23 protein-coding genes and 1 pseudogene are annotated in these 25,665 nt (G+C 59.0%); 19 read left to right on the top strand and 5 right to left on the bottom strand.

Annotation, left to right across the window (positions count from 1 at the left end):
• Nucleotides 1–157 precede the first annotated feature (157 nt).
• From I8J29_RS04915 to I8J29_RS34395, 12 genes and pseudogenes are all read left to right on the top strand, one after another.
• Complete coding sequence (locus I8J29_RS04915; protein ID WP_208846545.1) at nt 158–1,945, top strand: type 2 periplasmic-binding domain-containing protein; 1,788 nt, start codon at nt 158–160, stop codon at nt 1,943–1,945.
• Between the two features lie 91 nt (nt 1,946–2,036).
• Nucleotides 2,037–2,927 carry an ABC transporter permease gene (locus I8J29_RS04920; protein WP_208846546.1) on the top strand — a complete coding sequence of 297 codons (891 nt, stop codon included), beginning with the start codon at nt 2,037–2,039 and terminating at the stop codon, nt 2,925–2,927.
• 65 nt (nt 2,928–2,992) lie between these two features.
• Complete coding sequence (locus I8J29_RS04925; protein ID WP_420831097.1) at nt 2,993–3,877, top strand: carbohydrate ABC transporter permease; 885 nt, start codon at nt 2,993–2,995, stop codon at nt 3,875–3,877.
• Between the two features lie 218 nt (nt 3,878–4,095).
• On the top strand, nt 4,096–4,878 hold the full coding sequence (locus tag I8J29_RS04930; protein WP_208846548.1) for a phytanoyl-CoA dioxygenase family protein: 783 nt from the start codon (nt 4,096–4,098) through the stop codon (nt 4,876–4,878).
• 64 nt (nt 4,879–4,942) lie between these two features.
• Complete coding sequence (locus I8J29_RS04935; protein ID WP_208846549.1) at nt 4,943–5,809, top strand: phytanoyl-CoA dioxygenase family protein; 867 nt, start codon at nt 4,943–4,945, stop codon at nt 5,807–5,809.
• Nucleotides 5,810–5,824: 15 nt separating this feature from the next.
• Nucleotides 5,825–6,961 (top strand): galactonate dehydratase, encoded by a 1,137-nt coding sequence (dgoD, locus tag I8J29_RS04940; protein ID WP_208846550.1) that lies wholly within the window; start codon nt 5,825–5,827, stop codon nt 6,959–6,961.
• A gap of 18 nt (nt 6,962–6,979) precedes the next feature.
• Nucleotides 6,980–9,694: a hypothetical protein gene (locus I8J29_RS04945; RefSeq protein ID WP_208846551.1), complete on the top strand. Its 2,715-nt coding sequence runs from the start codon at nt 6,980–6,982 to the stop codon at nt 9,692–9,694.
• A gap of 240 nt (nt 9,695–9,934) precedes the next feature.
• On the top strand, nt 9,935–10,912 hold the full coding sequence (locus tag I8J29_RS04950; protein WP_208846552.1) for an aldo/keto reductase: 978 nt from the start codon (nt 9,935–9,937) through the stop codon (nt 10,910–10,912).
• Nucleotides 10,913–11,008: 96 nt separating this feature from the next.
• Nucleotides 11,009–12,757, top strand: a complete 1,749-nt coding sequence (locus tag I8J29_RS04955) for a sensor histidine kinase (RefSeq protein ID WP_208846553.1) — start codon at nt 11,009–11,011, stop codon at nt 12,755–12,757.
• Nucleotides 12,735–14,159, top strand: coding sequence for a response regulator transcription factor (locus tag I8J29_RS04960; protein WP_208846554.1), 1,425 nt, complete (start codon nt 12,735–12,737; stop codon nt 14,157–14,159). Before I8J29_RS04955 ends, I8J29_RS04960 begins: the two co-directional genes overlap by 23 nt.
• 62 nt (nt 14,160–14,221) lie before the next feature.
• Nucleotides 14,222–15,064 (top strand): annotated as a pseudogene (locus I8J29_RS04965) (NAD(P)-dependent oxidoreductase); the annotation flags it as partial.
• A 78-nt stretch (nt 15,065–15,142) separates the two neighbouring features.
• On the top strand, nt 15,143–15,385 hold the full coding sequence (locus I8J29_RS34395) for a YciI family protein (protein ID WP_338113060.1): 243 nt from the start codon (nt 15,143–15,145) through the stop codon (nt 15,383–15,385).
• Nucleotides 15,386–15,542: 157 nt separating this feature from the next.
• Here I8J29_RS34395 and I8J29_RS04970 read toward each other — a convergent pair whose 3' ends face one another.
• On the bottom strand, nt 15,543–16,019 hold the full coding sequence (locus I8J29_RS04970; protein ID WP_208846556.1) for a GyrI-like domain-containing protein: 477 nt from the start codon (nt 16,017–16,019) through the stop codon (nt 15,543–15,545).
• Nucleotides 16,020–16,056: 37 nt separating this feature from the next.
• The gene (locus tag I8J29_RS04975) at nt 16,057–16,536 is read right to left on the bottom strand and encodes a hypothetical protein (RefSeq protein ID WP_208846557.1); all 480 of its coding nucleotides are present in this window, start codon (nt 16,534–16,536) and stop codon (nt 16,057–16,059) included.
• A 205-nt stretch (nt 16,537–16,741) separates the two neighbouring features.
• On the opposite strand from I8J29_RS04975, the gene I8J29_RS04980 reads away from it, so the two are divergent.
• Entirely contained in the window at nt 16,742–17,710 is a 969-nt protein-coding gene (locus tag I8J29_RS04980) for a helix-turn-helix transcriptional regulator (protein WP_276316246.1), read from the top strand.
• 45 nt (nt 17,711–17,755) lie between these two features.
• Here I8J29_RS04980 and I8J29_RS04985 read toward each other — a convergent pair whose 3' ends face one another.
• On the bottom strand, nt 17,756–18,169 hold the full coding sequence (locus I8J29_RS04985; protein ID WP_208846559.1) for a MerR family transcriptional regulator: 414 nt from the start codon (nt 18,167–18,169) through the stop codon (nt 17,756–17,758).
• A 96-nt stretch (nt 18,170–18,265) separates the two neighbouring features.
• On the opposite strand from I8J29_RS04985, the gene I8J29_RS04990 reads away from it, so the two are divergent.
• Complete coding sequence (locus I8J29_RS04990; RefSeq protein WP_208846741.1) at nt 18,266–19,099, top strand: SDR family oxidoreductase; 834 nt, start codon at nt 18,266–18,268, stop codon at nt 19,097–19,099.
• A gap of 104 nt (nt 19,100–19,203) precedes the next feature.
• Here the strand turns inward: I8J29_RS04990 and I8J29_RS04995 are convergent, their stop codons facing one another.
• Nucleotides 19,204–20,112 (bottom strand): aminoglycoside phosphotransferase family protein, encoded by a 909-nt coding sequence (locus I8J29_RS04995; RefSeq protein WP_208846560.1) that lies wholly within the window; start codon nt 20,110–20,112, stop codon nt 19,204–19,206.
• A gap of 289 nt (nt 20,113–20,401) precedes the next feature.
• On the opposite strand from I8J29_RS04995, the gene I8J29_RS05000 reads away from it, so the two are divergent.
• Entirely contained in the window at nt 20,402–21,181 is a 780-nt protein-coding gene (locus I8J29_RS05000; protein ID WP_208846561.1) for an SDR family NAD(P)-dependent oxidoreductase, read from the top strand.
• Nucleotides 21,182–21,366: 185 nt separating this feature from the next.
• On the opposite strand, the gene I8J29_RS05005 is transcribed toward I8J29_RS05000, so the two are convergent.
• A complete protein-coding gene (locus tag I8J29_RS05005; RefSeq protein ID WP_208846562.1) occupies nt 21,367–21,918 on the bottom strand; it encodes a TetR/AcrR family transcriptional regulator in 552 nt (183 codons plus the stop codon).
• A gap of 105 nt (nt 21,919–22,023) precedes the next feature.
• On the opposite strand from I8J29_RS05005, the gene I8J29_RS05010 reads away from it, so the two are divergent.
• The 4 genes from I8J29_RS05010 (at nt 22,024) to I8J29_RS05025 (ending at nt 25,445) form a co-directional block, all read left to right on the top strand.
• Nucleotides 22,024–23,016, top strand: a complete 993-nt coding sequence (locus I8J29_RS05010) for an SDR family NAD(P)-dependent oxidoreductase (RefSeq protein WP_208846563.1) — start codon at nt 22,024–22,026, stop codon at nt 23,014–23,016.
• An 83-nt stretch (nt 23,017–23,099) separates the two neighbouring features.
• Nucleotides 23,100–24,098: an aldo/keto reductase gene (locus I8J29_RS05015; protein ID WP_208846564.1), complete on the top strand. Its 999-nt coding sequence runs from the start codon at nt 23,100–23,102 to the stop codon at nt 24,096–24,098.
• A 42-nt stretch (nt 24,099–24,140) separates the two neighbouring features.
• Nucleotides 24,141–24,917 (top strand): GNAT family N-acetyltransferase, encoded by a 777-nt coding sequence (locus tag I8J29_RS34400; RefSeq protein ID WP_208846565.1) that lies wholly within the window; start codon nt 24,141–24,143, stop codon nt 24,915–24,917.
• Nucleotides 24,918–24,971: 54 nt separating this feature from the next.
• Nucleotides 24,972–25,445, top strand: a complete 474-nt coding sequence (locus I8J29_RS05025; protein WP_208846566.1) for a cupin domain-containing protein — start codon at nt 24,972–24,974, stop codon at nt 25,443–25,445.
• The last annotated feature ends 220 nt before the right edge of the window (nt 25,446–25,665 follow it).

The raw sequence follows: 25,665 nt of genomic DNA on the forward strand, positions 1-25,665 counted from the left end.
GGGGACAATCCTCTTCTGCTTATGGTTGAAGCCGCGCAAAGAAAGGACATTTTTACCCGTGATGTTGAGATCGTTTGTCCTACAGGTCGCTTCGAAATATGACTTATACTAATCCCAGCAACACCCCCATTGCCTAATTCGAGAGGGAGGTTAATCAATGAGAAAGCAGATGGTACTCGGTACCGTGATCGCCGTTATGTTTCTTGCAAGCGCTTGCAGCAAGGCGTCTGACAACGAAGGGAACACGAACGGCGCAGCGAATGCATCGCAGCCGAGCGCTAACGCGGATGCCGGCTCAACCAGCGGCGATGCCGGCGCGGGAAACGGCGATGCCGGCAAAACGGATACGCAAGCAGCCGATCCTTACGGCAAGTACGACGCAACGGTTACGATCAAGATCGCCCAGGACCTTCCTTCGGGAGACAAAGGCCTGCCGGCAGGCCAAACGGTCGAAGACAATGCCATGACGCAGTTTTACGAGAAGAACCTGAACATCAAGCTGAGCCGCGATTGGAGCGCGGTCGACGGCGATCCCTACGATCAAAAAGCGATGCTCGCCATCGCAAGCCGAGAGCTGCCCGACGCCATGCAAGTCAACGAAGAGCAGCTTCGCTTGATGGTCAAGGCCGGTCTGCTCGAGGACCTGACCGATACGTACGACAATTACGCTTCTTCCATGGTCAAGAAGCTCCAGGACGGCGGCGCGGCGCTGGATTCGGCCACGTTCGACGGCAAGCTGTACGGCATTCCGAGCATCAACATCAAAGGGGACGCCGTGACGGTGCTGTGGATCCGTAAGGACTGGCTGGATAAGCTCGGCCTGCAGCCGCCGAAAACGCGCGATGACGTGGCGAAAATCGCCAAAGCCTTCATCGACAACAAGATGGGCGGCCCGAACACCATCGGCCTGACCGGTCCGATTACGGATATGCTGTCCGACTCCGACGGCAACCGCGCCCATGGCTTCGACGCGATCTTCGCTTCCTATAACTCCTACCCGAGAAACTGGGTCAAGGACGATAAGGGCAACGTCGTATACGGCTCGATCCAGCCGCAAACGAAGGACGCGCTGGCCACGCTGCGCGACTGGTATTCGCAAGGCTTGATCGACAAGCAGTTCTTCCTTCGCGAAAATCCGGACGAATCGTACATCAATGGTCAAGGCGGCATGTTCTTCGGCCCGTGGTGGATGGGCTGGGGCAACATCGGCGATTCGTTCAAGCAAAATCCGGATGCGCAGTGGGTGGCTTATCCGGGACCGGTCGACGACAACGGCAACCTGAATACCCACATGCAGCCGCCGTCGCGCGACTATATGGTCGTGCGCAAAGGCTTCGAGCATCCGGAAGCGTTGATGAAGGGCATCAACCTGACGGTCGGCGTAAACCGCCATGCCACGGATCTGCCCGACGGCGTGCAGAATCAATGGGATACGACGGTTCAAAATACGAACATCGACGACGCGCTCAATATTTTCCGCGTCAACATGGACGACACGAACGCCGTGTCCACGAGACGGCACGCCATCCTCGACGCGCTTAACGGCAAGGTCGACCCGGCCACGCTGGAGCCCGACGCCAAGCAAGCGTACGACTATGCCAAGAAGTACGTGAAGGATCCCGCTACGGATACGTTGGTCGACAAATATTACCCGCAGGCGGACAAGGACGGCTTGAATCCGACCACCATCGGAGGCTTCCAGGCGTACATCGTCGGCGGAGCGCCGCTGGACAACAAGTACAACGAAGTCTCCAGTCTGCTCTACTCGCCGACGGCGACGATGAAGTCCAGATGGGCCAACCTGACGAAGATGGAGAACGAAACGTTCCTGAAGATCGTCATCGGCGAAGCGCCGCTCGATTCCTTCGACACCTTCGTCAAGGACTGGAAAGCGCAAGGCGGGGATACGATTACGAAGGAAGTCGAAGCGGCGATCAAACAATAACGAAATCCGCGCGAATACGGATCGGCGTCAGGCGGCATTCGGCCTGGCGCCGGTCAACATTTTCGGGATGGATAGGCGAGGGGCGAGGCTCATGAATTTTTCAAAAGCGCAAAAGCATTATTTGTTTATGCTCATTCCGGGCATCGTACTGCTGCTGACCTTCGAGACCACGCCGCTGCTCGGTTCGATCGTCGCCTTCATGGATTACTCGCCGGGGGTGCCGCTCAGCGATCAGACCTGGGTCGGTCTGGATAATTTCAAATACATGTTCCAAATGAACGACAGCTGGACGATTTTCAAAAATACGCTTCTACTGGCGACGCTCAAGATCGTGTTCAATCTGGTGTTTCCCCTGATTTTCGCGATCATGCTGAACGAAGTGAAAAATATCGTCTTCAAGCGCTGGGTACAGACGATCGTCTATCTGCCGCACTTCCTGTCGTGGGTCATCCTCTCCGGGATTCTGGTCGAGATCCTCGATCTGAACGGGGTGGTCAATACGATGATCGGCTGGTTCGGCGTCGATCCGATTCTGTTCCTCGGCAGCAATAAATGGTTCCCGACCATTATCGTCGGCAGCGACGTGTGGAAGGAGCTCGGCTTCAATCTCGTCATCTATCTGGCGGCGCTGACCGGCATCAATCCCTCGCTAAACGAGGCGGCGGAGGTGGACGGCGCGACCCGAATGCAGCGCATCTGGCACGTCACCTTGCCCGGCGTCAGAACGACCATCGTCCTGCTGTCGACGCTTGCGATCGGCAACGTGCTGAATGCCGGCTTCGATCAGGTGTTCAACCTGTACAATCCGGCGGTGTACCAATCCGGCGACATCATCGACACGTACGTGTACCGGGCGGGTCTGCTGGAGCTTCAGTATTCCCTGGCTACCGCGATGGGGCTGCTGAAATCGGTGCTCAGCTTCATTCTGATCGTCCTGGCCTACACGCTTGCCAACAAGTTCAGCAACTATCGGGTGTTCTGATGGGAAAGGAGGCGTCGGCCGCGATGAGCGGAAATTCGTCGAACGCGCAGGCGTACAGCGGCAAGATCGCGCGCAAGCGCAACAAGAAAGGCACGATCGGAGATACGGTTATCCTTGTCGTGCTAAGCATCGTCAGCATTTTGAGCTTAGGTCCGATCTGGCACACGTTCGCGCTGTCCTTCAGCAGCAGCGTCGCGTCCAATGCGGGCCGGGTCGGCATGTGGCCGGTCGATTTCAATATGAATTCCTACAACTTGGTCATCGGGGACAAGGAATTCTTCCTCGCCTTCTGGGTTTCGATCAAGCGCGTCTTGTTGGGGGGCATCGTCAATTTCGCCTTGACGATTTTGGTTGCGTTCCCCTTGTCCAGAACGACCAAGGAATTCAAGCTGCGGAATCTGTTCATGTGGTTTCTCGTGTTCACCATGCTCTTCAAGAGCAGTCTGATCCCGCTTTATTTGACGGTGCAAAACCTTGGCATGCTGAATTCCATCTGGTCCCTGGTGCTGCCGGTGGCCGTTCCCGTCTTCAACGTCATTCTGCTTATGAACTTCTTCCGCAGCATTCCGAAGGAGCTGGATCAGGCGGCGGAAATCGACGGCGCCGGTCCGTGGTACCTGATGCTGGGCATCTATGTGCCGCTCGCCGTTCCCGCGCTGGCCACGGTGACGCTGTTCAGTCTCGTCACCCACTGGAACAGCTTTCTCGACGGACTTGTCTTTATGAGCAAGACGGAAAATTATCCGCTGCAAACGTATATCCAGCAGCTCGTCGTGCAGGTCGACTTGTCGAAGGTGACGGGCGAAGAGGCGGCCAAGCTGTCCCAAATTTCGAATAAAACGTTGAATGCCGCGAAAATCATCGTCTCGATGATTCCGATCGTGGCGGTCTATCCGTTCATCCAGCGCTTCTTTATTCACGGCATTATGATCGGATCGGTAAAAGAATAACAGCGGCCGGCTTCACCGGCATCAGCGGCTTATATAGAGGAAATTAGGCAGGGAATAGGGGGAATATGATCCGCTTCCCGCCTCGAGCTTCGGTCAGCGAGGATGTTCGCAGCCGTAGTTTCGCGATTGAATTGCCCCTGGTTCGGGCGTCTCTTCCATTACGATAAAGGTGTCCATGCAGACGAGGTCATGAAGCGAGATTCGAAAGGAGACTGGCCATGAATATTCGATTGAATGAAGAAGAGAGACGGAGCGGCACGCTTGCGCCGGATAAACTCGACTACGCCGTCGCGCTATTGAGCACGAAGGGGTACGTCATTCTCGAAAACGTCTTTTCACCCGAACGGGCGGACGAAATAAAGGCGTTTGTCTCGCGGCAGCCGCACGCAGGCAGCGGAGATGGCACGCGAGTCGCCCTGCCGATCGAAGAACCGTTCATTGCCTCCGATATCGTCGAGAACGGCGCGATTCTCGCACCGGTGGATCAACTCATCGGGGCGGACTGCGTGCTGCGGGCCGTTGCCGTCGAGCGGATCGCCGCGGGGAACGAGGCGTCCGGCGAGGTGACGATCGATTCGAAGCCGCTCTTCCCCGAGACGGAGAATGCGCGGTTTCCCGCTCATAAAATTCAGGTGACGATCGGGCTTGGCGATATGGAGGCAAGCGGAGGCGCCCCGGAGCTGTTTCCGGGCACGCATACGCAGCCGGAGCATTTCGCGATCCGCTACGGGGAATCAATGGTTCGGAAGCTGGCCGGCTCGATGCCTTCCGAAACGATCGCGCTTCGCAAAGGCGCCGTGCTGCTTCGCGATTCCCGTCTGTGGCACCGCGAGCGGCCCAACGCGATCGGCAGCGACAACGTCACCTTGGCGCTGACCTACCAGCGCTGGTGGGATATTACCGGCGGCCGCCAGCAGGTATCCGGCGAGGTGTTCGACAACGGCTCGGACCGGCTGAAACGGCTGCTTCGGTTCGAAGCGATTCCGCATAAACAAGCCTAACGCAACGATTGCCGCTTTCGCTTGCTGCCATTCCTAGAACCCGGCTTACGAAAGGAGCTCTACCATGAACATTCAATTATCCGAAGAAGAACGCAAGAACGGCAGGATGGACGCCGACAAGCTGGAATTCGCAACCGCGCTGCTGCGGGCCAACGGGGCGATTATCATCGAAGACGTGCTTGGCGCCGAGCGGACGGATTACATCAACGAAGCCTTTACCAAGGTGCTCACCGAATTCGAGAAAAACTACGTCTTCGGCGACGGCGAGTTCAACGCCGGGGGGGCGACGGGCAACGTGCGGATGGATCTGCCGTTCGCGGCGCCGTTCATCGAAGACGACGTGGTCGCCAATCCGATCTTCCTCGACATCGCCGAGCAAATTCTCGGCCGGGATCTGACGCTGCGCTACCTCGCGTCGAACAACTCGATGCCGGGCGGCACGAAGAAGCAGCCAGTCCATTCCGACACGGGGCCGCTGTTCCCGGAGACGTTCAACTTCACCACGCCGATCCACAGCCTCGTGCTGCACGTTCCGCTGTGCGACTTCACCGAGCTGAACGGCGCGACGGAATTTTACCCGGGCGGCACGCATCTCAACCCGGACCATGTGTTCAAGAACGGCAAGATGATTCAGAAGCTGGGCGAAGCGATGCACTTTCAGGCGGCGATCATGCCGAAGGGGTCGTTCCTGATCCGCGACAAGAAGACCTGGCATCGCGGCTGCCCGAACCGCTCCGACAAGCCGCGCGGCCTGTTCACGTTCATCTATCAGCGGGCATGGGACGCGACCAGCGGCCGAATGCCGATTCCGCGGAACGTCTACGACAACCTGTCGGAGCGCGCGAAGCAGCTGTTCCGCATGGAAGATATCTCCGATGCATACGAGCCGATGGATAACGTCAAAGGTCTCTACCATATCAGACGCATATGACGGAGGGGGAGACGCATGAAAATCACGAACGTAATCGCGATATTGTCCGGCGAAGGCGTATTCGTCAAGGTTGAAACGGACGAGGACATCGCCGGCTACGGAGAAGGGACGAGCTTCACTCCGCGGGCGGTCATCGGCATGATCGAGGAACTGAAGCCCTATCTGATCGGCGAGGACGCGACGCGCATCGAGCATCTTTGGCAGATGTGCTTTCGCACGTTGTTCGCGCGAGGGGGGCCGGTGACGGGATCGGCGATCGCGGCGATCGATATCGCGCTGTGGGACATCAAGGGCAAGGCGCTCGGCGTGCCCGTGTACCAGCTGCTCGGCGGCCTGGCGCGCGACAAGGTCAGAGTGTACGGTCCGGTCGCGGGCAAGACGGCGGAGGAGATCGCCGGCAAGGCGAAAAAGCTTGCCGACCGCGGCGTCACCGCGATCCGTTACCGGGCGTTCCACGACTGGGACGCGCTCCATCTGCACGATCACAAGCGCGCCGTCATGCAGCAGGTCGAGTACACCGAAGCGATCCGCGCCGCGGTGGGCGAGGACGTGGATCTCATCCTCGAATGCCACGGCCGCTACGATCCGGATTACGCGGTGATGCTGGCGAAAATCGTGGAGAAGTACCGTCCGCTCTACCTCGAGGATCCGATCCGGCACGAGAATCCGCAGGCGTACCGCAGATTGAGACCGTTTACGAGCATCCCGCTCGCAACGGGCGAGCGCAGCCATAATAAGTTCGAATTCCGCGAGCTGGTCGAGAGCGGGCTGGTGGACTACTTGCGCCCGGACGTCTGCTGGTGCGGGGGCATCACAGAGATGCGCAAGATCGCGGCGATGGCCGAGACCCATTACATCAATCTGGTGCCCCATAATAACTGGGGGCCGGTCGGCACGGCGGCCAGCATGCACGTCTCGCTCGCCTTTTCGAACGTGGCGCTGCTCGAGCTTCCCGCATCGGCGAGCGATCCGAAGGATCTGAACACGGACGTCGCCTCGCCGTATCCCGTCGTGGAGAACGGCTATGCCTTGCCGCTCTTAGGGCCGGGGCTCGGCGTCGAATTCTCCGAGGCGGCCGCGCTGGCGCGTCCGCCGAAGCCGGGCACGACGCCGAAGCTGAAGGCGCTGGACGGCTCCGTTCGCGATTGGTAGAAGAGGGGGAAGGCATCAATGGCAGGGACACCATCGCGCGGCGAGCGGCGTCTGGCGGAGATTATCGTCGGCGCTGGCCATGGCCTGGATAGCGCCGAGCCCGTTGTTTGGGCGGCGGAGCGATTGGCGGAGACGCTGCGCGGACGCGGCATCGCGGCCGAGCTGCCGACATGGCCGGAACGGGCGGCGGGAGCGGAGATCGTCGTCGAGATCGGCTATGCCGGCCATCGGAATGACGGCGCATCGCCGCTCGACGCGGAGAAATTCGCAATCGAGCGGAAGACGGAGGAGCGCGTAACGGTCATCTCGGTCGATTCGCCCGGCATTCGCGGGCTGGTCTATGGGCTGCTGGAGCTCGAAGGTCGCGTTCGCGATACCGGCGAATCGGCCGATCCGCTATCCGCGCTGCACGGGCTGGATCGCATCGTCGAGGCGCCGGCGGCGCGCGTGCGAAGCGTCAGCCGGATGTTCGTCAGCGAGACGGAAGACAAGGGCTGGTTCCGCGACCGGTCGTTCTGGGACGCGTACTTGACGGAATTGGCGTCGCACCGCTTCAACCGGTTTAACTTGGCCTTCGGCATGGGCTACGATTACGGCCACGATCCGGATATCCGCGACAATTACCTCTATTTCGCCTATCCGTTTCTGCTGTCCGTTCCGGGCTACGACTTGAAGGCGGAGGGACTGGCCGAGGGCGAGGCCGCGCTTAATCTGGAGGCGCTCCGCTACATCGGGGAACAGGCGAAGCGCCGCGGTCTCGATTTTCAGCTTGGCATCTGGACGAATACGTATGATCTGCCGGACAGCCCCGATCCGCATTACCGGATCACGGGGCTGACGCCGGACAACCACGCGGCCTATTGCCGCGATGCGCTGTCGCTGCTGCTCGCGTCGGTCCCCGCGATCGACGGGCTGACGCTGCGCGTCCACTACGAGAGCGGCATTCCCGAACCCGCTCACGAATTCTGGCGGTCCGCGCTCTCCGGCATCCGGGCCTGCGAGCGCCCGATCGGCGTCGACATTCATTCGAAGGGCGTCGACTTCGAGATGATCCGGATGGTCCAGGCCACGACGGGCAAGCAGGTGACCGTGTCGCCGAAGTATTGGGCGGAGCATCTTGGCCTGCCGTACCATCAGGCGGCAAACCGCGAGCGCGAGATGCCCGAGGCCGATTTCCAGGGCGCGAAGTACGCGGCGGTCACCGCCGGCTCGCGCAAAGCGACGCGCTACGGCTATGCGGATTTTCTGACGGAGGCCCGCGACTACGACATCGTCTTCCGGGTATGGCCGGGGACGCAGCGGGTACTGCTCTGGGGCGATCCCGTCATGGCGGCTGGATTCGGCAGAGCAGCCGCGTTCTGCGGCGCCGCCGGCTTGGAGCTGTTCGAGCCGCTGGCCTTCAAGGGGCGCAAAACATCCGGCCGCGATGATGGCCGCGAGCTCTACGACGACGAGTCGCTTCGCCTGAACGGGAAGGATTGGATCAAATACGGGTATGCCTACCTGCTGTGGGGCCGACTGCTGTATAATCCGGACGCGGATCCGGAGGTCTGGAGACGTCCGCTGCGCCGCGCATACGGTCCCGCGGCCGCACGGGCGGAAGCGGCTCTGGCCGCGGCGAGCCGGATTTTGCCGCTCGTCACGGTCGCGCATCATCCGTCATCGGCCAACGTCGACTATTGGCCGGAAATCTACACGAATCTGGCGATGATCCGCACGACGCCGTCGCATCTCGAGTACGACCTGCCGGAGCCCAAGACGTTCGGAGCCGCGAGTCCGCTCGATCCGGCATTGTTCGCATCGGTCAACGAATATGCCGACGACGCGGTCTCCGGCCGGCGAAGCCGTAAGGTAACGCCCGCCGAGACGGCCGCGAGACTGGACGAATGGGCGGACGAGGCGGAGCGCGAGCTGCGAGCCGCGGAGGAAGCCGCCGACGATCCGGGCGAGGCGTCCTTCCGGAGATTGTCCGCCGACGTGCGGATTATGGCGGGGCTGGGACGGTTCTTCGCCCGCAAATTCCGCGCGGGCATCGCCTACGCGCTGTTCGAGCGCGCCGGCGACCCCGACTGGCTGACGCAGTCGCTGGAGCAATACCGATCGGCGAGAGAGGCATGGACGGGACTGTCCGCCGCGGCCGACGGCATCTACAAGCGCGATCTGGCCTTCGGCCACCGGCCGTATATGCGCGGCAGCTGGGCCGACCGAATCGAGGGGATCGACGCGGATATCGCCGAGCTGGAGCGTCTGCGCGGGAGTCTTCCGGATAAAGCCGCCACAGCGGCGGAGTCCAACACGGCTGCGGAGTACGCCATAACCGCTGAGCCCGCCACAGCCGTGGAGTCCGGAGAAGCCGGCGAGCTCGCCGGCGCGCTGACGCGCGTCCGCAGCGCGATGCCGCGGTGGACGCACGACGTTCCGGGACCGTATAGGCGCGGGACGCCGGTTACGGTCGGCCTGACGGTCCCGGATTTCGGCGACTCGCCCGAAGCGGAGGTCCGGCTCCACTACCGCCGCGTTAACCAGGCCGAACGCTACGCCGTCGCGGAATTTAAGCGCGAAGGTGCCGCGTTTACGGCGGCGATCCCGGATTCCTACACCGATTCCCCCTACCCGCTCCTGTATTTTTTCGAGCTGCGCCTCGGGGATGAGGTATGGATGGTTCCGGGCTTCGATCGCGATATGTCCGCCGTTCCTTACTTCGTGCTTCGTCAAACGGCGATGGCGGACTAAGCGGAAGATCCATTTCGAGACCTATCCTAGGATGAAGTGAGGGCAAGGCCTTGCGCTTGTCCTCCTTCGATTGCAAGGCGAAAAACGTCCGATGAAAAGGCGGACAAACGTCCGGCGAGATGCCGCCGTTTGGGAATTCGAGACAATTGCCGACATGATTGCGGACATTCTTGACTTACGGGCGTTCCGGAATCAGGTATATAATAGAGACAATCGACACTCGATTACGGAGGGCTTCCGATGAACTTGTTTCCATTGCAGGAACGCAACATTACGAACAGCCGCATCATTTACGGAACGACCGGACTTGGCGGAAGCAACAATTTCGACCCGCTCACCGGCACGGATCTGCTCAAGGCGGAGCGGGCCGTCGATGCCGCGCTCGAAGCCGGCATGACGATGTTCGACCACGCCGATATCTACACCGGCGGCAAAGCGGAAGAAATTTTTGGAAGCGTTCTCCAGAGCCGCCCGGGCCTGCGGGAATCGATCGTGATCCAGTCGAAATGCGGCATCCGCTTTGCCGATGAGGACGGCCCGCAGCGCTACGATTTCTCCAAGGCGCACATTCTCCGCTCCGTGGACGGCAGCTTGAGCCGGCTGAAAACGGACTATCTGGACATTCTGCTGCTGCATCGTCCCGATCCGCTTGCCCGGCCGGACGAGATCGCCGAGGCGTTCGATCGGCTGAAGCGCTCCGGCAAGGTCCGCCACTTCGGCGTATCCAATATGAACGTACACCAGATCCGCCTGCTGCAGCGCGCGCTGCCCGAGCCGCTGGTGGCGAACCAGATGGAGATGAGCCTGCTTCGTTCGGACTTCGCCGACCGCGGCGTCTACGTCAATCAGCAGGCGGGACTCGGCGTCGTCTTCCCGGAAGGGCTGCTGGAGCACTGCATGCTGGAAAACATCCAGCTCCAGGCGTGGTCCTCGCTGGCGAACGGGATTTATACCGGCCGGAGCAAGGAGGGCGCCTCGGAAGCGGTCATCCGCACGAGCGAGCTGGTCTCGTCGCTGGCCGAGCGGAAGGAAACGACCGGCGAAGCGATCGTGCTGGGCTGGCTCATGAAGCATCCGGCCAACATTCAGCCGGTCATCGGCACGGCCAATCCGGAGCGGATTCTCCGCTGCCGGGATGCGGCGCGGCAGGCGGAGCTGATGACCCGCGAGGAGTGGTACGCCCTGTACGCGGCGGCCAAGGGCAGGTCGGTTACCTAAGCCGGCGAAACGAACGGGAGGGCAGTCGGCCGCAAGGGGGCCGCTCTCCCGTATTTGCTTGTCGTCCAACTCCGGCAGGGGAAGGTGAGCGGAGAGATGAAAACGCTTTTACATATGTTGAAGGGTCCTCGCTCGCTCAAGAACAAGCTGATCGCCGTGCTGCTGTCCAGCACGCTGATCCCGCTCGCATTGGTAGGCGCTATCTCCTACTATACGATTTACTCCATCCTGGAGCACAAAATCGAGGACGGCATCCGCAGCAATCTCAGCCAAACGGCGCAGTCGCTGGATACGTCGCTCAACAACCTCAAGTTCGTCTCGCAGCAGCTGTCGCTCGACGGCAGCGTCGGCCAGAACCTGTCCGAGTATTTGACGACCGCCGATTTGTACAAGAAAAAACTGCGTCGCGACCAGATCGTCGACGAGCTGAATTTGATCAGCTTCTCCAACCCGAATCTGGGCATGGTCTGTTATGCGACGCCGAACGACCGGCGGGTGCTCTTTCCCAATTACTGCCCGGCGTCGGGGCTCGATCTGTCCGGCCTGCCGGAATTTGACAATTACGCCGACAACCGGGGATTCGCCTATTTCGGGCCTTACAACTCTCTCGGCGCCACCGGCCAGAAGGTGTTGTCCATCGCGCGCAAGGTCCAGATCGAGGACAATATCCTCTATATTTATATCGAGACGTCCGTGGAAGATCTGTTCGGCGACCGGGAAGCGGCCGGAGGCAGCCTGCTCGTCGTGGACCATACCGGTTCGATTACGTATGCCGGATCGAAGTCGTTCACGGTCGGGAGCAAGTTCAGGGCGGATAGCCCCCAGCAGGACGATTATCTGTTTACCGAGGCGAGCAAGCAGGGCTGGAGCTTGGTCAGCGTCATTCCGAAGGCGGAATACAACCGCGAGATCGATCAGTGGCTGCTGCGGTTCTTCGTCCTCGGGGCCTCCTCGCTCGGCGTCAGCGTCCTGTTCGCATGGATGATCTGGCGGACGGTCTACCGCCCGCTGCGAAGCTTGAACCGGGAGATCGTGCTGATCTCGAAGAGCAATTTCCTGTCGCCGGTGACGTTCACCGACGTGAAGGAATTCGATTTTTTGCTGATGCGCTTTCAGGATATGCGGACGCGGATTCGCGAGCTGCTGCGCGAAGTGCGGGAGAAGGAGAAACGCAAGGCCGCGATGGAAGTCGAGAAATTGATGTACCAGATCAATCCGCATTTTACCCATAATACGCTGGATACGATCCGCTGGCTGGCCCGGATGGAGGGCCATGACGAAATCGACCGTCTCGTCTCCACGCTGAACCGGGTCTTGTATTATAATTTGGGTAAAGGCAAAATCGCCACCATCGCGGATGAAATCGGCGCGCTCGGCCATTACGTGACGCTGCAGCAAATTCGCTATAACTTCCAGTTCGACGTGCGGATCGACACCCATCCTCGCGTCCGGGATGCGCTCATTCCGCGCTTCATCCTGCAGCCGTTGGTGGAAAACGCCCTCTATCACGGCGGCATGGCCGACGACGGCGTCATTCGCGTGACGATCGATCTCGACGGCGACGGCCGCGTTGTCATCACGGTCACCGACAACGGCGCCGGCATGGACGACGCGGCGATCAACCGGCTGATGGCGCTCGACAATCAACCTGCGGAGGACGGCCGCGGGGCGAAAGCGGGCATGGGCATCGGCATCAACTATGTGCGGCGGATGATCGATTTTCAATTCGGCGGGCGGGCCGAATTCCGGATCGAGAGCGGGATCGGCCGCGGGACGGCGATTCGGATGCGAATTCCTTACGAGCGAAAGGAGCCGGACAACGATGAACGTGCTGATCGTGGATGACGACCATTTGGTGCGCAAGGGGATTGTTTCCCTCATGCCGTGGGACGACTTCGACCTGAAAGTGGTGGGCGAGGCGGAGAACGGCAAGAAGGGGCTGCAATTTCTTGAGGACCATCATGTCGATCTGATCATGACGGATATCGCCATGCCGACGATGTCGGGGATCGATCTGCTCCGCGAGCTTCGCGACCGCTACCCGAGCATCTGGGTGGTCATGCTGACCTTCTACCAGGATTTCGAATATGTCCAGGAGGCGCTGCGCTTGGGGGCCATCGATTATATCGCCAAGGTGGAGCTGGAGAAGGACAATATGTACGACATCTTGGGCCGGATCATGCGGCGCATAAGCGAAGGCGGGGACAAGGCGTCGGGCAACCCGTCCATTTACCGCGCGGCGGGAAGCGCCGTGCCCGAGGCATCGGAGCGGGCGCTGCTGTTCGCCGCGTTGACGCCGGACCGTCCGGACTTTCTCGGCGAGCTGCTGCCGCCGGAACAGCAGCATGCGGTCAGCGAGATCGACCGCGACGTCTGGCTGCTATCGGAGATGAGTCCGATTCGGGAGGACGAGATCATCGACCGGATGTTCGGCCAGCTGGGATTGGCCGGCAAGTGGGCGGTCATCCGGGCAGGCGGGATTCGCGACCGCAATCGCAACCGGCTCTGGAAGCTGTTGGCGGACTACGCCAAGCACGAATTTTTCTACGAATACCGGTACGGCCGCAACGTGTACGACATCGAGCTCGATGCGCCGGATAAGGACAAGCTTCCGCTCTCGGAGAAGGAACTGTACGAGCTGCGCGAGCGCTGGTCGTCGCTGGAGCTGCTGTACGACGAATCGCGGTACGCCAAGCTCGTGGCGGAGCTGGAGGAGGTGCGCCCGTCCAACGACAAGCTCGAGAGCATGTTCTATTGGATTCTCGTACAGTGGGAGAAATACGTCCCGCTCGACCCCACGGCGTTGTTCGATAGCTCCAAGCTGCGCTTCTGGGCCGATTGGTTCGCATGGTTGAATCAGGTGCGCCAGGAGATTCGCAGCGCCTTTCTCGGCCATCATTACTCCGACGATATGATGGCGGGGATGATGAAGGCGGTCGATTACATCAACCGCAACCTCAGCCTCGATCTGAAGCTGACGGAGGTGGCGGAGGATGTCCATATCAGCCGCAGTTACTTCAGCGAATGCTTCAAGAACATCACCGGCAAAACGTTCAACGAATACGTCCGCGACGCGCGCATCGACCACTCCAAGACGCTGCTCAGCCAGACGAACGAACCGATCTACCGCATTGCCGAGAAGTGCGGCTACCCGGACGAAAAGTATTTCAGCAAAGTGTTCCGCAAAAAGGTCGGCGTGCTGCCGAGCGAGATTCGCAAGCGCAAGCAGGAAGCGGTTCGGCGCTGAAGCCGGCGCAGGGGACATTCGCCGTAAGAGGAGTCGCTTGACCCCATAAACAGGAGGGATATCGAATGAAAGTCGGATTTGTCGGTCTGGGCAACATGGGATTTCCAATGGCGCTTAACTTAATGAAGGCGGGGTTTGAAGTTTACGGGAAGAATCGCAGTCAGGGCAAGGAGCAGGCGTTCGCCGCCAAGGGAGGCCGCACGGGATTGTCGCTGGCCGAGCTGGCTGCGCGGATGGACGTCGTCCTGACCTGCCTCCCGCTGCCGGCGGACGTCGAGCGCGTCTATGCCGGCGCGGAGGGCTTGATCGCGAACGCTCATGATGGACTTGTGCTGATCGATTGCAGCACCGCCTCGCCGGAGCTGAGCCGCAAGCTTTTCGCCCAGGCCTCCGAGGCCGGCATCGACTTCTTGGATGCGCCGGTCAGCGGCGGCACGACCGGCGCGGAAGCGGGAACGCTGAGCGTAATGGTCGGCGGCCGCGAGGAGGCGTTCCAGCGCGTGCACGGCGTACTCGAGGCGTTCGGCAAGTCGATCAGCTATGTCGGCGAGGCGGGGAGCGGCTCCGCGGTCAAGCTGATCAACCAGCTGATGGTCGGCATTCATACGCTCGCGGTCGGCGAAGCGTACGCGCTGGCGCGGCAGGCGGGGCTCGATTCCAACAAGCTGTTCGGCATCCTGAACAACAGCTTCGCCCAAAGCAAAATCATGGAGCGGCATTATACGCAATTCATCGCCAAGGATTCCTTCGAGCCGGGCTTCGCCTTGAAGCTGCTGGCCAAGGACATGAATCTGGCCGCGGAGATGGGAGCGGCGTCCCAGGTACGGCTGAACGCCGGCAAGCGGGCCCAGGCGCTGATCAATCAAGCCGTGCTTGAAGGCTACGGCGACGCGGATATGTCCGGCATGTACAAGTACCAGGCGGCGGAGGACCGGAAGCGCCGGGAGGCGGGCGAGCGCAAGCATTTCGCCGTCTTCCTGCCGATGCTGGATCCGGAGAAGAGCGTCGCCTACCGCGCGGAGCACCTGCAATTCCTGGCCGACAACCGCGCGGCGGGCAGGCTTCACGCCAACGGCCGCTTCGTCGACGGCGCCGGCGGACTGGTCATCTACCGCGGCTCCTCGCTCGAAGAGGTGGAGGATCTGGTCAAGCAGGATCCGTACGTCAAGCTCGGCGCGCGAGGCTACGAGATTCACGAATGGGAGATCGTGCTGTCCGATAACTGAGCGGCCGAAAGGTCCCGCCTCGATGGACAGGGCCGTCCTTGAAACGCATGGATATACGATAGCTAACGTTAATCTCATTCTGCGGACGCGCAAGGAAAGATAAACAAGCAGAGACGACCGAGCTGGTCGACTCTGCTTATTTATCTGCCGGGGCGCTTTATTTTTTAACCACGGGCACCCAAAATTCGCCGTAGAACGTGCCGTCGCCGTTATCTATGCGATACGTCGCGTTTGGACCGCCGATGTACGCATAATCGGTGATGCGGGCCAAGACATCGCCGAACGCGCGGTACGTCAGTTCGTCAAACAACGTTTCCTTGTCGCCGTTACCGGCGACCACGATGTATTCGCTCTCCGGAAACTCGATGATGCGCGTGGCGTCAGCCACCGATTTGCCGGCTTCCACCGCGAAATAGTTCCACGGTTTGCCTTGATACACCTCGTTGACCGACCATTCGCGATCGTCTTTCGCGGTGCTTTTGAGCTTTTCGAAACGCCCGTCCGCCTTGAGTTTGCCCCAGAACTCGGCTTTTTCCTTTTGCATGGCCGGCATGTCTTGGAAATTCGACTGGATCGAAAACCCATAAGCGGTCAAGGTGAATGATTTTTTGTGTTCGAGCGTGTATTCCGTCATGTCATCGCTCCTTTATCGGGGTTTTATTCAATCGTCATCAGCCTTCGGTTTTTTGGGCGCGAAGCCACATTTCGCCGTCGTAGTCGCCGTTTTCAGCTGCTTTGACGAAGGTGAAGTTGCCCGGGCCTACGTATTTGTAGTCCGTGATTTCTTGCAGCAGGCCGCCGAAGACTTTGCCGGTGATTTCGTCGGCAAGCCGGTCTTTGGCGGCGCCCGTGCCAGGCACGACGATGTAGTCGCCGGCGAGGAAATCAAGGACGACCGCGCCTTCCGCGTCGAACGCGCCCATCACGCCGAAGCCGCGCCAGCCCTTGCCGCCCAAGACGTAATTGATTTGATATTCTTGCCCGTCCGCGAGCGCGAGCAGTTCGGCTAGCTTGCCGTTTTCCGTGATTTCCGCTTTTTTCGCCGCCGTTTTTGCCGCGTTGCCGGCCCAGTCGTTGAAGTCTTCGAACGTAACGCCGAAAGCCGTCATTTTGTAGTTTTCCGCGATGGTTTTGATTGCGTAATTCGTCATTTTAATCGCTCCTTGTAGGGGTTTTGTTCTACAAGACCGATTCTAGTAGCTGAATGTATCAAAAATTGATACTCTTTATTGAGCGTCAAAAAGGTAAAGGTTTGTTTACTATAACCGGTTAGATTCCGATTCGGTTTCCAGTCCGCAAGGATCGTCCGAGAAGCAGGGACATTTTTTTTGGCTGCGTTTTTGATACAATAAAAGCATGAATAAAACCGAACGAGTGAACCTGATCATGCGCTATATCAATAACCGCGCGCACTTTACGATCGCCGAGATTCAGCGGGAGTTCAAGATATCCCGCGCGACGGCAATTCGCGACATTAACGAGATTCAGGCGATGGGATTCCCGCTGACGAGCGAGCTTGGGCGCGGCGGCGGCTACTCCGTTCTGCAAAATCAGTATCTGCCCGCCGCGCGCTTCACGCCGGATGAGCTGAAGGCGATTTTCATCAGCTTCATGGCCTCGAAAAATTCGCAGCTGCCTTATTTGCAAAATCGCCGTTCCATCACGGAAAAACTGATCGGCATCGCGTCGCAAACCCAGCAGGACGAGCTGATCGAGCTGAACAATATTTTGCTGTTCGAAAATACGAATCCCGCGAATCCGAATCTATTGGAGCTTGATGACGCCGCGCCCGCAGAATTGAACCAGTTGATTTCGCTTGCCGTGCAAGATAAGCATTTGCGCGTGACTTACGAGCCGAGTGTGGGCTGGCCGCAGTTGCTGGACGTGTATGTGCTGCATATTTTCAACTCGAACGCGCAGTGGTTGGTCGAGGTGTACGATTTCGAACTGGACGCGTTTCGTTACTTGCCGGTTGCGCTGCTGCGGGATTCGGCGATTTCCGAGCGGGAGATGAAGGGGTCCGAGCAAGAGATCGCAAGCAAAAAACGGCTCGGTGCCCGTCAGTCCAATCTAGTCGTGAAGCTGGATGCGACCGGCATTCAGCGCTTTAAGCGCATGCACCCGCCGGGAATTATTTTGTCCTTTACCGGAATGTTTCAGTCGAGCGGGATGTTCAACGTCCAGCTGGACGTGACGGATGCCGACGCCTTGGCGTATTATGCGGACTGGCTTTTGTTCTTGGGAAAAGGGGTCGCGTTCGAGCGGATCCCGGACGAGCTGCGCGCGATGTTGGAAGAGCGGTTAGCTGATTTGAAGTTTCTTTGAGCGCGCTTTACGAAGCTTGGAGGGCCGGCCTTTCGCCAAGTCGGGCTAGAAGTTCATTCGGCGGCGTAGTTCCGCCATCATCGCCTCGGCCTTCTGCGGGTCTTCATTCAGGAGCTTCCTGTACGTCAGCATCCAATTCAGCGTGTCGAGCATATGGTCGTATTCGTCCTTCTTCCGCTCGATTTCCTCGATCTTCCGCAGAATCCATTCGATGACTTCTTGGTTCGTGCGCGCGTTCGTATCGTGATCCCGCAAAATCGTCTTCAGCTCGGCCAACGAGCAGCCGATGCCTTGAAACTTCTTGATCAGCCTCAACCGACCGACCGCTTCGTCCGCGTAGTTGCGGTAATTGTTCTTCTCCCGCCGAATATGCCTGCCGTCAAGCAAGCCTTCCTTCTCATAAAATCGAATCGTGTGGGGGGTCAACCCCATCAAGTCCGCTAATTCTTGAATTTTCATGATTCTTCTTGCCTCCGAACGCTTGCCTTAGAGTTCACTTCATAGTTTAGACTGGAGTCATCTCTTCGTCAAATGCTTAAGGAGGCGTACATGATTATGCGTATTTTCGTAACGGGCGCAGCGGGTTATATTGGGACGGCGGTTGTCTCCGAGCTCATCGGCGCGGGTCATCGGGTCGTCGGCCTGACTCGTTCGGAGCAGGGGGCTCAAGTATTGGAAAGCCTGGGAGCCGAGGCGGTCCGCGGCGTTATCGAGGATCTGGATGCATTGCGCGGCTGCGCGGCCGCATCGGACGGCGTCATTCATCTGGCATTTAATCACGATTTCGCGAATTTCGACGCCTCGCTCGCAACCGATCTTCGCGCCATCGAAGCGATGGGAGAGGGGCTTGCGGGTTCCGGTAAACCGCTCGTGTTCACCGCTCATGCGAACGGCAAAGCATCGGAGGATGCGGCGTTCGCGTACATCGAACAAGGCGTGAGGGTATCGGTCGTCTCGCTTGCGCCATCCGTGCACGGAGAAGGAGATAAGGGCTTCGTGCCGCAATTGATCAGGATCGCGCGGGAAAGAGGCGCATCGGCTTACGTTGGGGACGGCGCCAACCGTTGGCCGGCGATTCATCGCTTGGATGCGGCGGTCTTATTCCGCCTCGCCGTAGAAGCCGCGCCCGCGGGCGCGCGACTGGACGGCGTCGCCGACGAGGGCATTCCGTTCCGCGACATTGCCGGCGTCATCGGCCGCCGCGCGAACGTGCCGGTCGTCGGCATCTCGCGCGAAGAGGCGCAAGCGATCTTCGGATTCGTAGGCATGGTCGCATCGCTGGACTTGGCGAGATCGAGCGAAGAGACGAAGGCGCTGCTCGGTTGGAAGCCCGTCCAACCCGGACTGCTCGCCGATCTGGAGCAAGGTCATTATTTCGCCAAGCGGTAAAAACTCAAAAAACGCACTGTCTGCGATCGCGACAGTGCGTTTTTTTTATGGCTGCATGGCCGCTAGCCGATGACGCGGCCGCGAACGCGGCAGCGTCTCGTCGTTCACGCTTCGTTCAGAAGCTTCATGAACCGCTCCGAGAGGCCGATGCCTTCCTTCCAGTCCGCGCCGTCCTCGACGGCCCAGCAGGCTTCGAGCACGCCGCGGGCGATGCCCCACCGCGCGATGCGGCCGCGATCAAGGCCGAGCCGATCCGACATGATCGCCGCGCGGCGGCTCAGGACCGTATCGCAGTCGCCGTCCCGATCGACGTAATTCAGCAGGTACTGCAGCGTTTCGAAATAAATATCGCCAATGATGCCTTTCGGATCGATGACCGCCCAGCCGCCGTCCCCGTACCGCAAAATATTCTCATGATGCAGATCGCCGTGAAGGAGCACCGTTTCGGCGGTCGTCCCGAGCAGTTCCTCCAGCGTCTCTTCGGCCCGAACCATCCAATGCTCGGGAAGCGGGCCATCCGTTCCGAAGCGGCTGCGATAACGGACAAAAGCTTCGAACCATCGGCGCAGCGTCCGGAAGTCCGCTTCCTCGCCGGCGAACGGACCGCGAAGACGCGCGAACGCCTCGCAGAAGATCGCCGTCGCCGCGTTGTCGTCCGTGACGGCGGACAGAGGGGTTCCCGGAATGGCGCGTTCGAGCACGGCAGCGCCGAGCTCGTCGTTCCGATCCAATACGTGCACGGCTCCTTTTTCCGCGAAAGCGGACAAGGTTCGCATCTCTCTCGCAAGCTCGTCTTTCTCGAACGCAAGCTTGAGCACGATCGGCTTTCCCTCGCCATTCATGCCGTGCGCGATATAGTTATACGACAAATTGTCAAACGGCGCTTCGGCCTTAATGCCGAACTGCGCCTCGCTCTTCGCGATCAGATCCGGCAGCGAGCGAACCCACTCTTCTGCGCGCGTACCGTAAACGGACATCATTTTCGCATGGAAATCCTCCGGTATTCTTGTCATGATCTTGCAGCGCTCCCTTCCAGCGTTCGATCGTCAGAATCAGAAACAGCGTACATCCCGATTATTCGACGGCGGAGCCGATGAAGCCTTCGATTTCAAGGACTTCAGGCAAAAAAACCTGCGGCCATGCCAATCCTGGAGCCGAAGCGGTCTCGCGGCGAGTTAGACGTGGGCGGAAGATTGGTCCGATTTCCATTTTATTCACTTTACAAAAGATGTCTACTTGTATAGTATAAACACATAGACGATTAATGATAATTGTCTAATCGAACAAGAGGAGGACGAGATTTTGACACAGACAACCACGCAACCGTTCGCCGGCAAGACGGCTCTCATCACCGGGGGAGGCTCCGGGATCGGCCGGGCCGCTGCCCTTGCGCTCGCGGCGGAGGGATGCACCGTGACCGTTGCGGGCCGCACTGCCGCGACGTTGGCAGAAACGGTCCGGCTCATCGAGGCTGCCGGCGGTACCGCCGGATACGTCGTCGCCGACGTTCGCGAAGAAGAGGCGGTTCGCCGTGCGGTAGCGATAGCCGCCGGCGATGCCGGACGCCTCGACTTTGCCGTTAATAGCGCGGGGGTAGACGGCGGCGATTACGCCCGTCCGCTGATCGACTATGCCGGCGATACCCTCGATCTGATGCTCGCCACGAACGTACGCGGCATGTTCTATTCCATGAAGTACGAGCTCGAATTCATGAGCGCCCAAGGTCACGGATCGATCGTGAACATCTCCTCGGGGGCAGGTCTCGCGGGCGTCCCGGGTTATTCCGGCTATGTCGCGTCCAAGCATGCCGAGATCGGCTTGACAAAGAGCGCCGCGCTCGATTACGCCAGCTTCGGCATCCGCGTCAATGCCGTGTGTCCGGGCTTGGTGAACACGCCGCTCATCGCGAATATGCTCAAGGACAACCCCGAATGGAGCGGCGCGTTAGTCGCGGCGCATCCGCTGGGCAGAATTGCCGAACCGGAAGAGATCGCGGATGCGATCGTATGGCTGTGCTCCGACAAATCGAGCTTCGTTACCGGCATTGGCTTGCCCGTAGATGGCGGCTACTTAGCACGTTAAAACCAGGGAAGTCGTAACAAGCGCATACCCGGAGCTGCGTTTTCCCGTCTCCGGCAGGGCATTCATTCGATCGCGTTATTTGCGCAAAAAAAGAACCGCCAGGACGCTTCCTGGCGGTTCTCCATGATCAACGTGTACGTTCATCCGGAATCAGCGGCTTGCAACGCGTATCGGCGGGGAGCTCGTTATTGGCCGGGAGCGACGATACGGAGCAAGTCCTGAAGGAGACGACGAAGCTCGTCCGAGCTGGAGGCAACCGATTTAAAGCCGCGCAGCGCGCCCGTCGCCAGATGGGCCAGTCTCATTGGAGGGATGCCGCCCGCGGAGGCAGGGTATACTTCCAGCAAAGCGGCCAGCACGGTTTCCAATTTTTCGTAGCTCGCGTCCAGCGCTTCCCGCGCGAACTGGTAGGAGCTGTCCGTTATTTCCTTGTGTTCCGGCGAGTGCAGCGATTCGTCGAAGTTACGAATCGCCCATACTTCAAAGGCGAATAAAAGTTTGTCCTCCTTCGTTTCATGCGATGGCAGGCCGTCCTTGATCTCCTGGAGGAGGATGTCGCCGTGGTGAATAATCGCGGCGTTGAAAATTTCCTCCTTGCTCTTGAAGTACAAGTAAAGACCCGCGCGCGAAATGCCCGCGGATTCCGCGATCTCGTTCATCGATACGCGCTTGTAGCCGTATTTGAAGAACACCTTCAATGCCGTCTCAACGATATGCTGTTTCTTAGTATCATCCATATCTCCATTTTATACACTTTACAAACTTTGTCCAGCGATCTATTATAAACATGTAGACGATTTTTGTATTATGTCTAAATCCATAGTAAAGGAGCAACCGCGCCGATGAAGACCGAACAAAAACCCCTGCAATCGGGATACGGACCCGACACTACCGCACGAGAAGTATTGGCCGGACAAGACCTGAGCGGAAAGGTGGCGATCGTTACAGGCGGATCCGGAGGAATCGGGTTGGAAACGACTCGCTCGCTTGCCGGCGCCGGCGCAACCGTCATCGTCGGCGCCCGCGATGTCGCTAAAGCGCAAGAAGCGCTCGCTCCGCTGAAAAATGTCGAAGTGTTCCGGCTTGATCTCGCGGATCCTTCCTCGATCGACGAGTTCGCCGCCGCCTTCCGGAATTCCGGACGTGCGCTCGATAGCTTGATTTTGAACGCAGGCGTCAGCTTTCCGCCGACGATTAAAGACGCTCGGGGATTGGATACGCATTTCGCCACCAATTATTTAGGGCATTTTCAGCTGACGGTTGGTTTATGGGAAGCGCTGAAGCGCTCGGGGAACGCGCGCGTCGTCGCGCTTTCGTCCATCGGCCATATGACAGGACCGATCGATTTCGATGATTTGCAATTCACGAAGCGGCCGTACGACAAGGTCGTCTCCTACGGCGAGTCGAAGACCGCGTGCGCATTGTTCGCCGTTGCGCTCGATAAACGGGGACGGGAGCAAGGCGTGCGCGCGTTCGCGGTTCATCCCGGCGCCATCCTTTCGGGGCTGACCCGGCACTTAAGCAACGCGGAATTGGCCGCTTGGGGCGTGATCCGGAACGAAGACGGCACGCTTACCTCCGCCGGAGGCTTCAAAACCGCCGAGCAAGGCGCCGCGACATCCGTATGGTGCGCGGTCAGTCCGATGCTGGACGGAAAAGGAGGCGTCTATTGCGAAGACGTGGACATCGCGGAGATCGTGCCGTCCGACAGCCCGCTGCAGCATGGCGTGCGGTCGTGGGCCATTGATCCGGCGTCGGCCGAGAAGCTTTGGGCGATCAGCGAAGATCTGCTGCACCTTCCTCATGGACAAGCGATTCCCGGGAGCCGCGACTGACTCCCGTCGTGGAGACGATGCACGCATGGCGTTGCGCGCCTCTCTAGCGTCGCAAACGATCAAGATAGAGAAGGAGACTTCATATGAAATCAGTAGAATTGGGAACAACGGGTTTACAAGTGAGCCTGGAAGGCCTGGGCTGCATGGGCATGAGCACGACCTACGGACCGAGCAACGACGAAGAGAGCCTGGCTACGCTACGCCGAGCCGTCGAGCTCGGGATCACGTACTTTGACACGGCAGAGGTTTACGGGCCCTTCCACAACGAGGAATTGCTTGGACGCGCATTCGCAGGCATGCGCGACCGCGTAGTGATTTCGACCAAGGTCGGATTCGGCTACACGGATGAAGGACAGCTCGCCATCATTGACGGCATACCCGTCGTGAATGGCGAACCGGAGCATATCATCCGTGCAATCGAGGGGTCATTGCGCCGGTTGAACACCGATTATATCGATCTCGTATATCTGCACCGCATCGATCCGAAGGTACCGATCGAGCAAACCATTGCGGCGATGAGCAAACTGGTCTCGGAGGGCAAAATCGGCCACATCGGATTGTCAGAGGCATCCGCCGGCACCATCCGGCGAGCGCACGCCGTTCATCCCATTACCGCCGTACAGACCGAGTATTCCCTATTCGAGCGCGGCGTAGAGTCGAACGGCGTGTTGGAGACGGTTCGCGAGCTAGGCATCGGCTTCGTGCCTTATTCGCCGCTAGGACGCGGGTTCTTGACCGGTCAACTCAAGATGGAACGACTCGATCCTACCGACTTTCGCAACTATGACCCTCGGCTGAGCGGAAAAAACTTGGACGCCAACACGCGGATCGTCGAAGCGCTCGCGCTAATCGCGAAAGAGAAGGGGATCAAGCCCTCGCAATTGGCTTTGGCCTGGACCATCGCGCAGGGCGGCGTCCCGATCCCCGGTACCCGGCGGATTCAATATCTGGAGGAAAATGTCGCCGCAGCGGATATCGTGCTGTCGAAAGAAGAGTTGGCCAAGCTCGACGAAGCCGCTCCCGTCGGAGTTGCGTCCGGCGACCGCTATGACAAAGGGTTCATGACGCAGCTTACCCTCTAACCGTTTAGCCTTATAGATATGGAGGAGATTGAATTGTCGTCCGTGCAAGACGCGATCATAAAAAACTTCATTCGCTCCGGTGAAGTCCTAGGCGAACTCAGCCAGTTGCTCGCCTTTATTCGAACGGATCGCATCCAACGCTTTGAATCCGACGTTCCCTTTGCCTTATTCAATAGCGTAGTCAACTATGCGCCTTCCGAAGGGATCGATCCCCTGGAAGAAATCAAAACCATGAAGACGCTGTACCATCATCGCGGCCAGAAATTGCGTTGGTTGACCTATTCTCACAAGCCCGACGAAGTCGTTAACCGAGCCCTTGCAATTCATGATTTAATGCCGAGCGAAGTCCTTGTCGGAATGGGACTTGATCTGAATGGCTGGCGGTCGCGTTTACCGGATATCCCGGGTCTGGAGGTTCGATCGGTACGGGAAGCGCAAGAGTTGGAGGATTATAGAAAGACCGTTCTGGCCGGCTTTAGCATCCCGGAGCCGATGGCGGACCTATATTGCAAAGTATTCGTAGACGGCCCCAATCAGGATTCGTCTCCCATTCAACATTATCTGGCTTATTTGGACGGCGTGCCCGTGACTACGTTGAGTACCTTTATCGATGGCGATGTCGTAGGCATCTATAGCGTCGCAACGGCAAAAGCTTACCGCTCAAGAGGATTGGCTCAAACGGTGCTGGCGTATGGATTAGGCGTCGCGCGGCAACAAGGCGCGAAGCTGGCGGTTATCCATGCAACCCCGATGGGAAGAACGGTGTATCAAAGGGCGGGGTTCAAAGAAGAGCTGACGATCACCTTTCATTCCAGCTAGCCAATTGCTTGGTTGCTGACAATCGAACGACTTGAATTCAAGGAGAAATGACAGATGAAACCGACAACTATAACCGAAGCTAGAGCAGCCGTTACGTATGCCAAGGATCTCAAATGGTTCGATACGATGCCCGGGGAGCAAATGACCATCCGCATCCACAGCAATCAAACAGGCGGAAAGGTAACGGTAATCGAAGCGCGGGTGCCGTCTTTAATGGGCCCGCCAACGCATATTCACAACGAGCGGGAAGAAATCTTCGAAATTCTTGAAGGAACGTTCCGTTTCCAATGCGGAGAGGAGGAATTCGACGCTGCTCCGGGAACAAGCGTCGTCGTTCCGCGCGGCTTACCTCATGCGTGGGCGAATGTCGGACCTGAAACGGGACGGATCCTGTTCACCTTCGCGCCTGGCGGTATTGATGATTTCTTCCTTGAAATCGGCCGATATTCGCTCGAGGAAATCGGGCCCCTGGCCGAGCGGAACGACACACTGATTATCGGGCCTCCATTGCTTCAGCAATCCCGATAACATTTTGGACCTGGAGTCGTGGAAATCAGGGTCGAGACGGGAAAGTCCCATGCGGGGCTGCCGCGCGCGGAGGCGCATGTGGCGATGCTTGGTCGCGGCAGACATCCATTCACGTCCTTGACAAGCTTGAAAGCAAAACGAACCGCAGCATCATGCGGTTCGTTTTTATTTTGCCGGCGGGAGGATAGAGGTTATGTTTTGCCGCCTCATCCCGCCCCGG

This window comes from Paenibacillus artemisiicola (assembly GCF_017652985.1).
GTDB lineage: Bacteria > Bacillota > Bacilli > Paenibacillales > Paenibacillaceae > Paenibacillus_Z > Paenibacillus_Z artemisiicola.

Coding starts and splice junctions, on each gene's coding strand:
- I8J29_RS04975 (WP_208846557.1), bottom strand. CDS start 16,536: ATGACGAATTACGCAATCAAAACCATCGCGGAAAACTACAAAATGACG.
- I8J29_RS05005 (WP_208846562.1), bottom strand. CDS start 21,918: ATGGATGATACTAAGAAACAGCATATCGTTGAGACGGCATTGAAGGTG.
- I8J29_RS04950 (WP_208846552.1), top strand. CDS start 9,935: ATGAACTTGTTTCCATTGCAGGAACGCAACATTACGAACAGCCGCATC.
- I8J29_RS04980 (WP_276316246.1), top strand. CDS start 16,742: ATGAATAAAACCGAACGAGTGAACCTGATCATGCGCTATATCAATAAC.
- I8J29_RS05025 (WP_208846566.1), top strand. CDS start 24,972: ATGAAACCGACAACTATAACCGAAGCTAGAGCAGCCGTTACGTATGCC.
- I8J29_RS04960 (WP_208846554.1), top strand. CDS start 12,735: ATGAACGTGCTGATCGTGGATGACGACCATTTGGTGCGCAAGGGGATT.
- I8J29_RS04935 (WP_208846549.1), top strand. CDS start 4,943: ATGAACATTCAATTATCCGAAGAAGAACGCAAGAACGGCAGGATGGAC.
- I8J29_RS04930 (WP_208846548.1), top strand. CDS start 4,096: ATGAATATTCGATTGAATGAAGAAGAGAGACGGAGCGGCACGCTTGCG.
- I8J29_RS04945 (WP_208846551.1), top strand. CDS start 6,980: ATGGCAGGGACACCATCGCGCGGCGAGCGGCGTCTGGCGGAGATTATC.
- dgoD (WP_208846550.1), top strand. CDS start 5,825: ATGAAAATCACGAACGTAATCGCGATATTGTCCGGCGAAGGCGTATTC.
- I8J29_RS04915 (WP_208846545.1), top strand. CDS start 158: ATGAGAAAGCAGATGGTACTCGGTACCGTGATCGCCGTTATGTTTCTT.
- I8J29_RS34395 (WP_338113060.1), top strand. CDS start 15,143: ATGCTGGATCCGGAGAAGAGCGTCGCCTACCGCGCGGAGCACCTGCAA.
- I8J29_RS04985 (WP_208846559.1), bottom strand. CDS start 18,169: ATGAAAATTCAAGAATTAGCGGACTTGATGGGGTTGACCCCCCACACG.
- I8J29_RS04970 (WP_208846556.1), bottom strand. CDS start 16,019: ATGACGGAATACACGCTCGAACACAAAAAATCATTCACCTTGACCGCT.
- I8J29_RS05010 (WP_208846563.1), top strand. CDS start 22,024: ATGAAGACCGAACAAAAACCCCTGCAATCGGGATACGGACCCGACACT.
- I8J29_RS04990 (WP_208846741.1), top strand. CDS start 18,266: ATGCGTATTTTCGTAACGGGCGCAGCGGGTTATATTGGGACGGCGGTT.
- I8J29_RS04920 (WP_208846546.1), top strand. CDS start 2,037: ATGAATTTTTCAAAAGCGCAAAAGCATTATTTGTTTATGCTCATTCCG.
- I8J29_RS04995 (WP_208846560.1), bottom strand. CDS start 20,112: ATGACAAGAATACCGGAGGATTTCCATGCGAAAATGATGTCCGTTTAC.
- I8J29_RS05015 (WP_208846564.1), top strand. CDS start 23,100: ATGAAATCAGTAGAATTGGGAACAACGGGTTTACAAGTGAGCCTGGAA.
- I8J29_RS04955 (WP_208846553.1), top strand. CDS start 11,009: ATGAAAACGCTTTTACATATGTTGAAGGGTCCTCGCTCGCTCAAGAAC.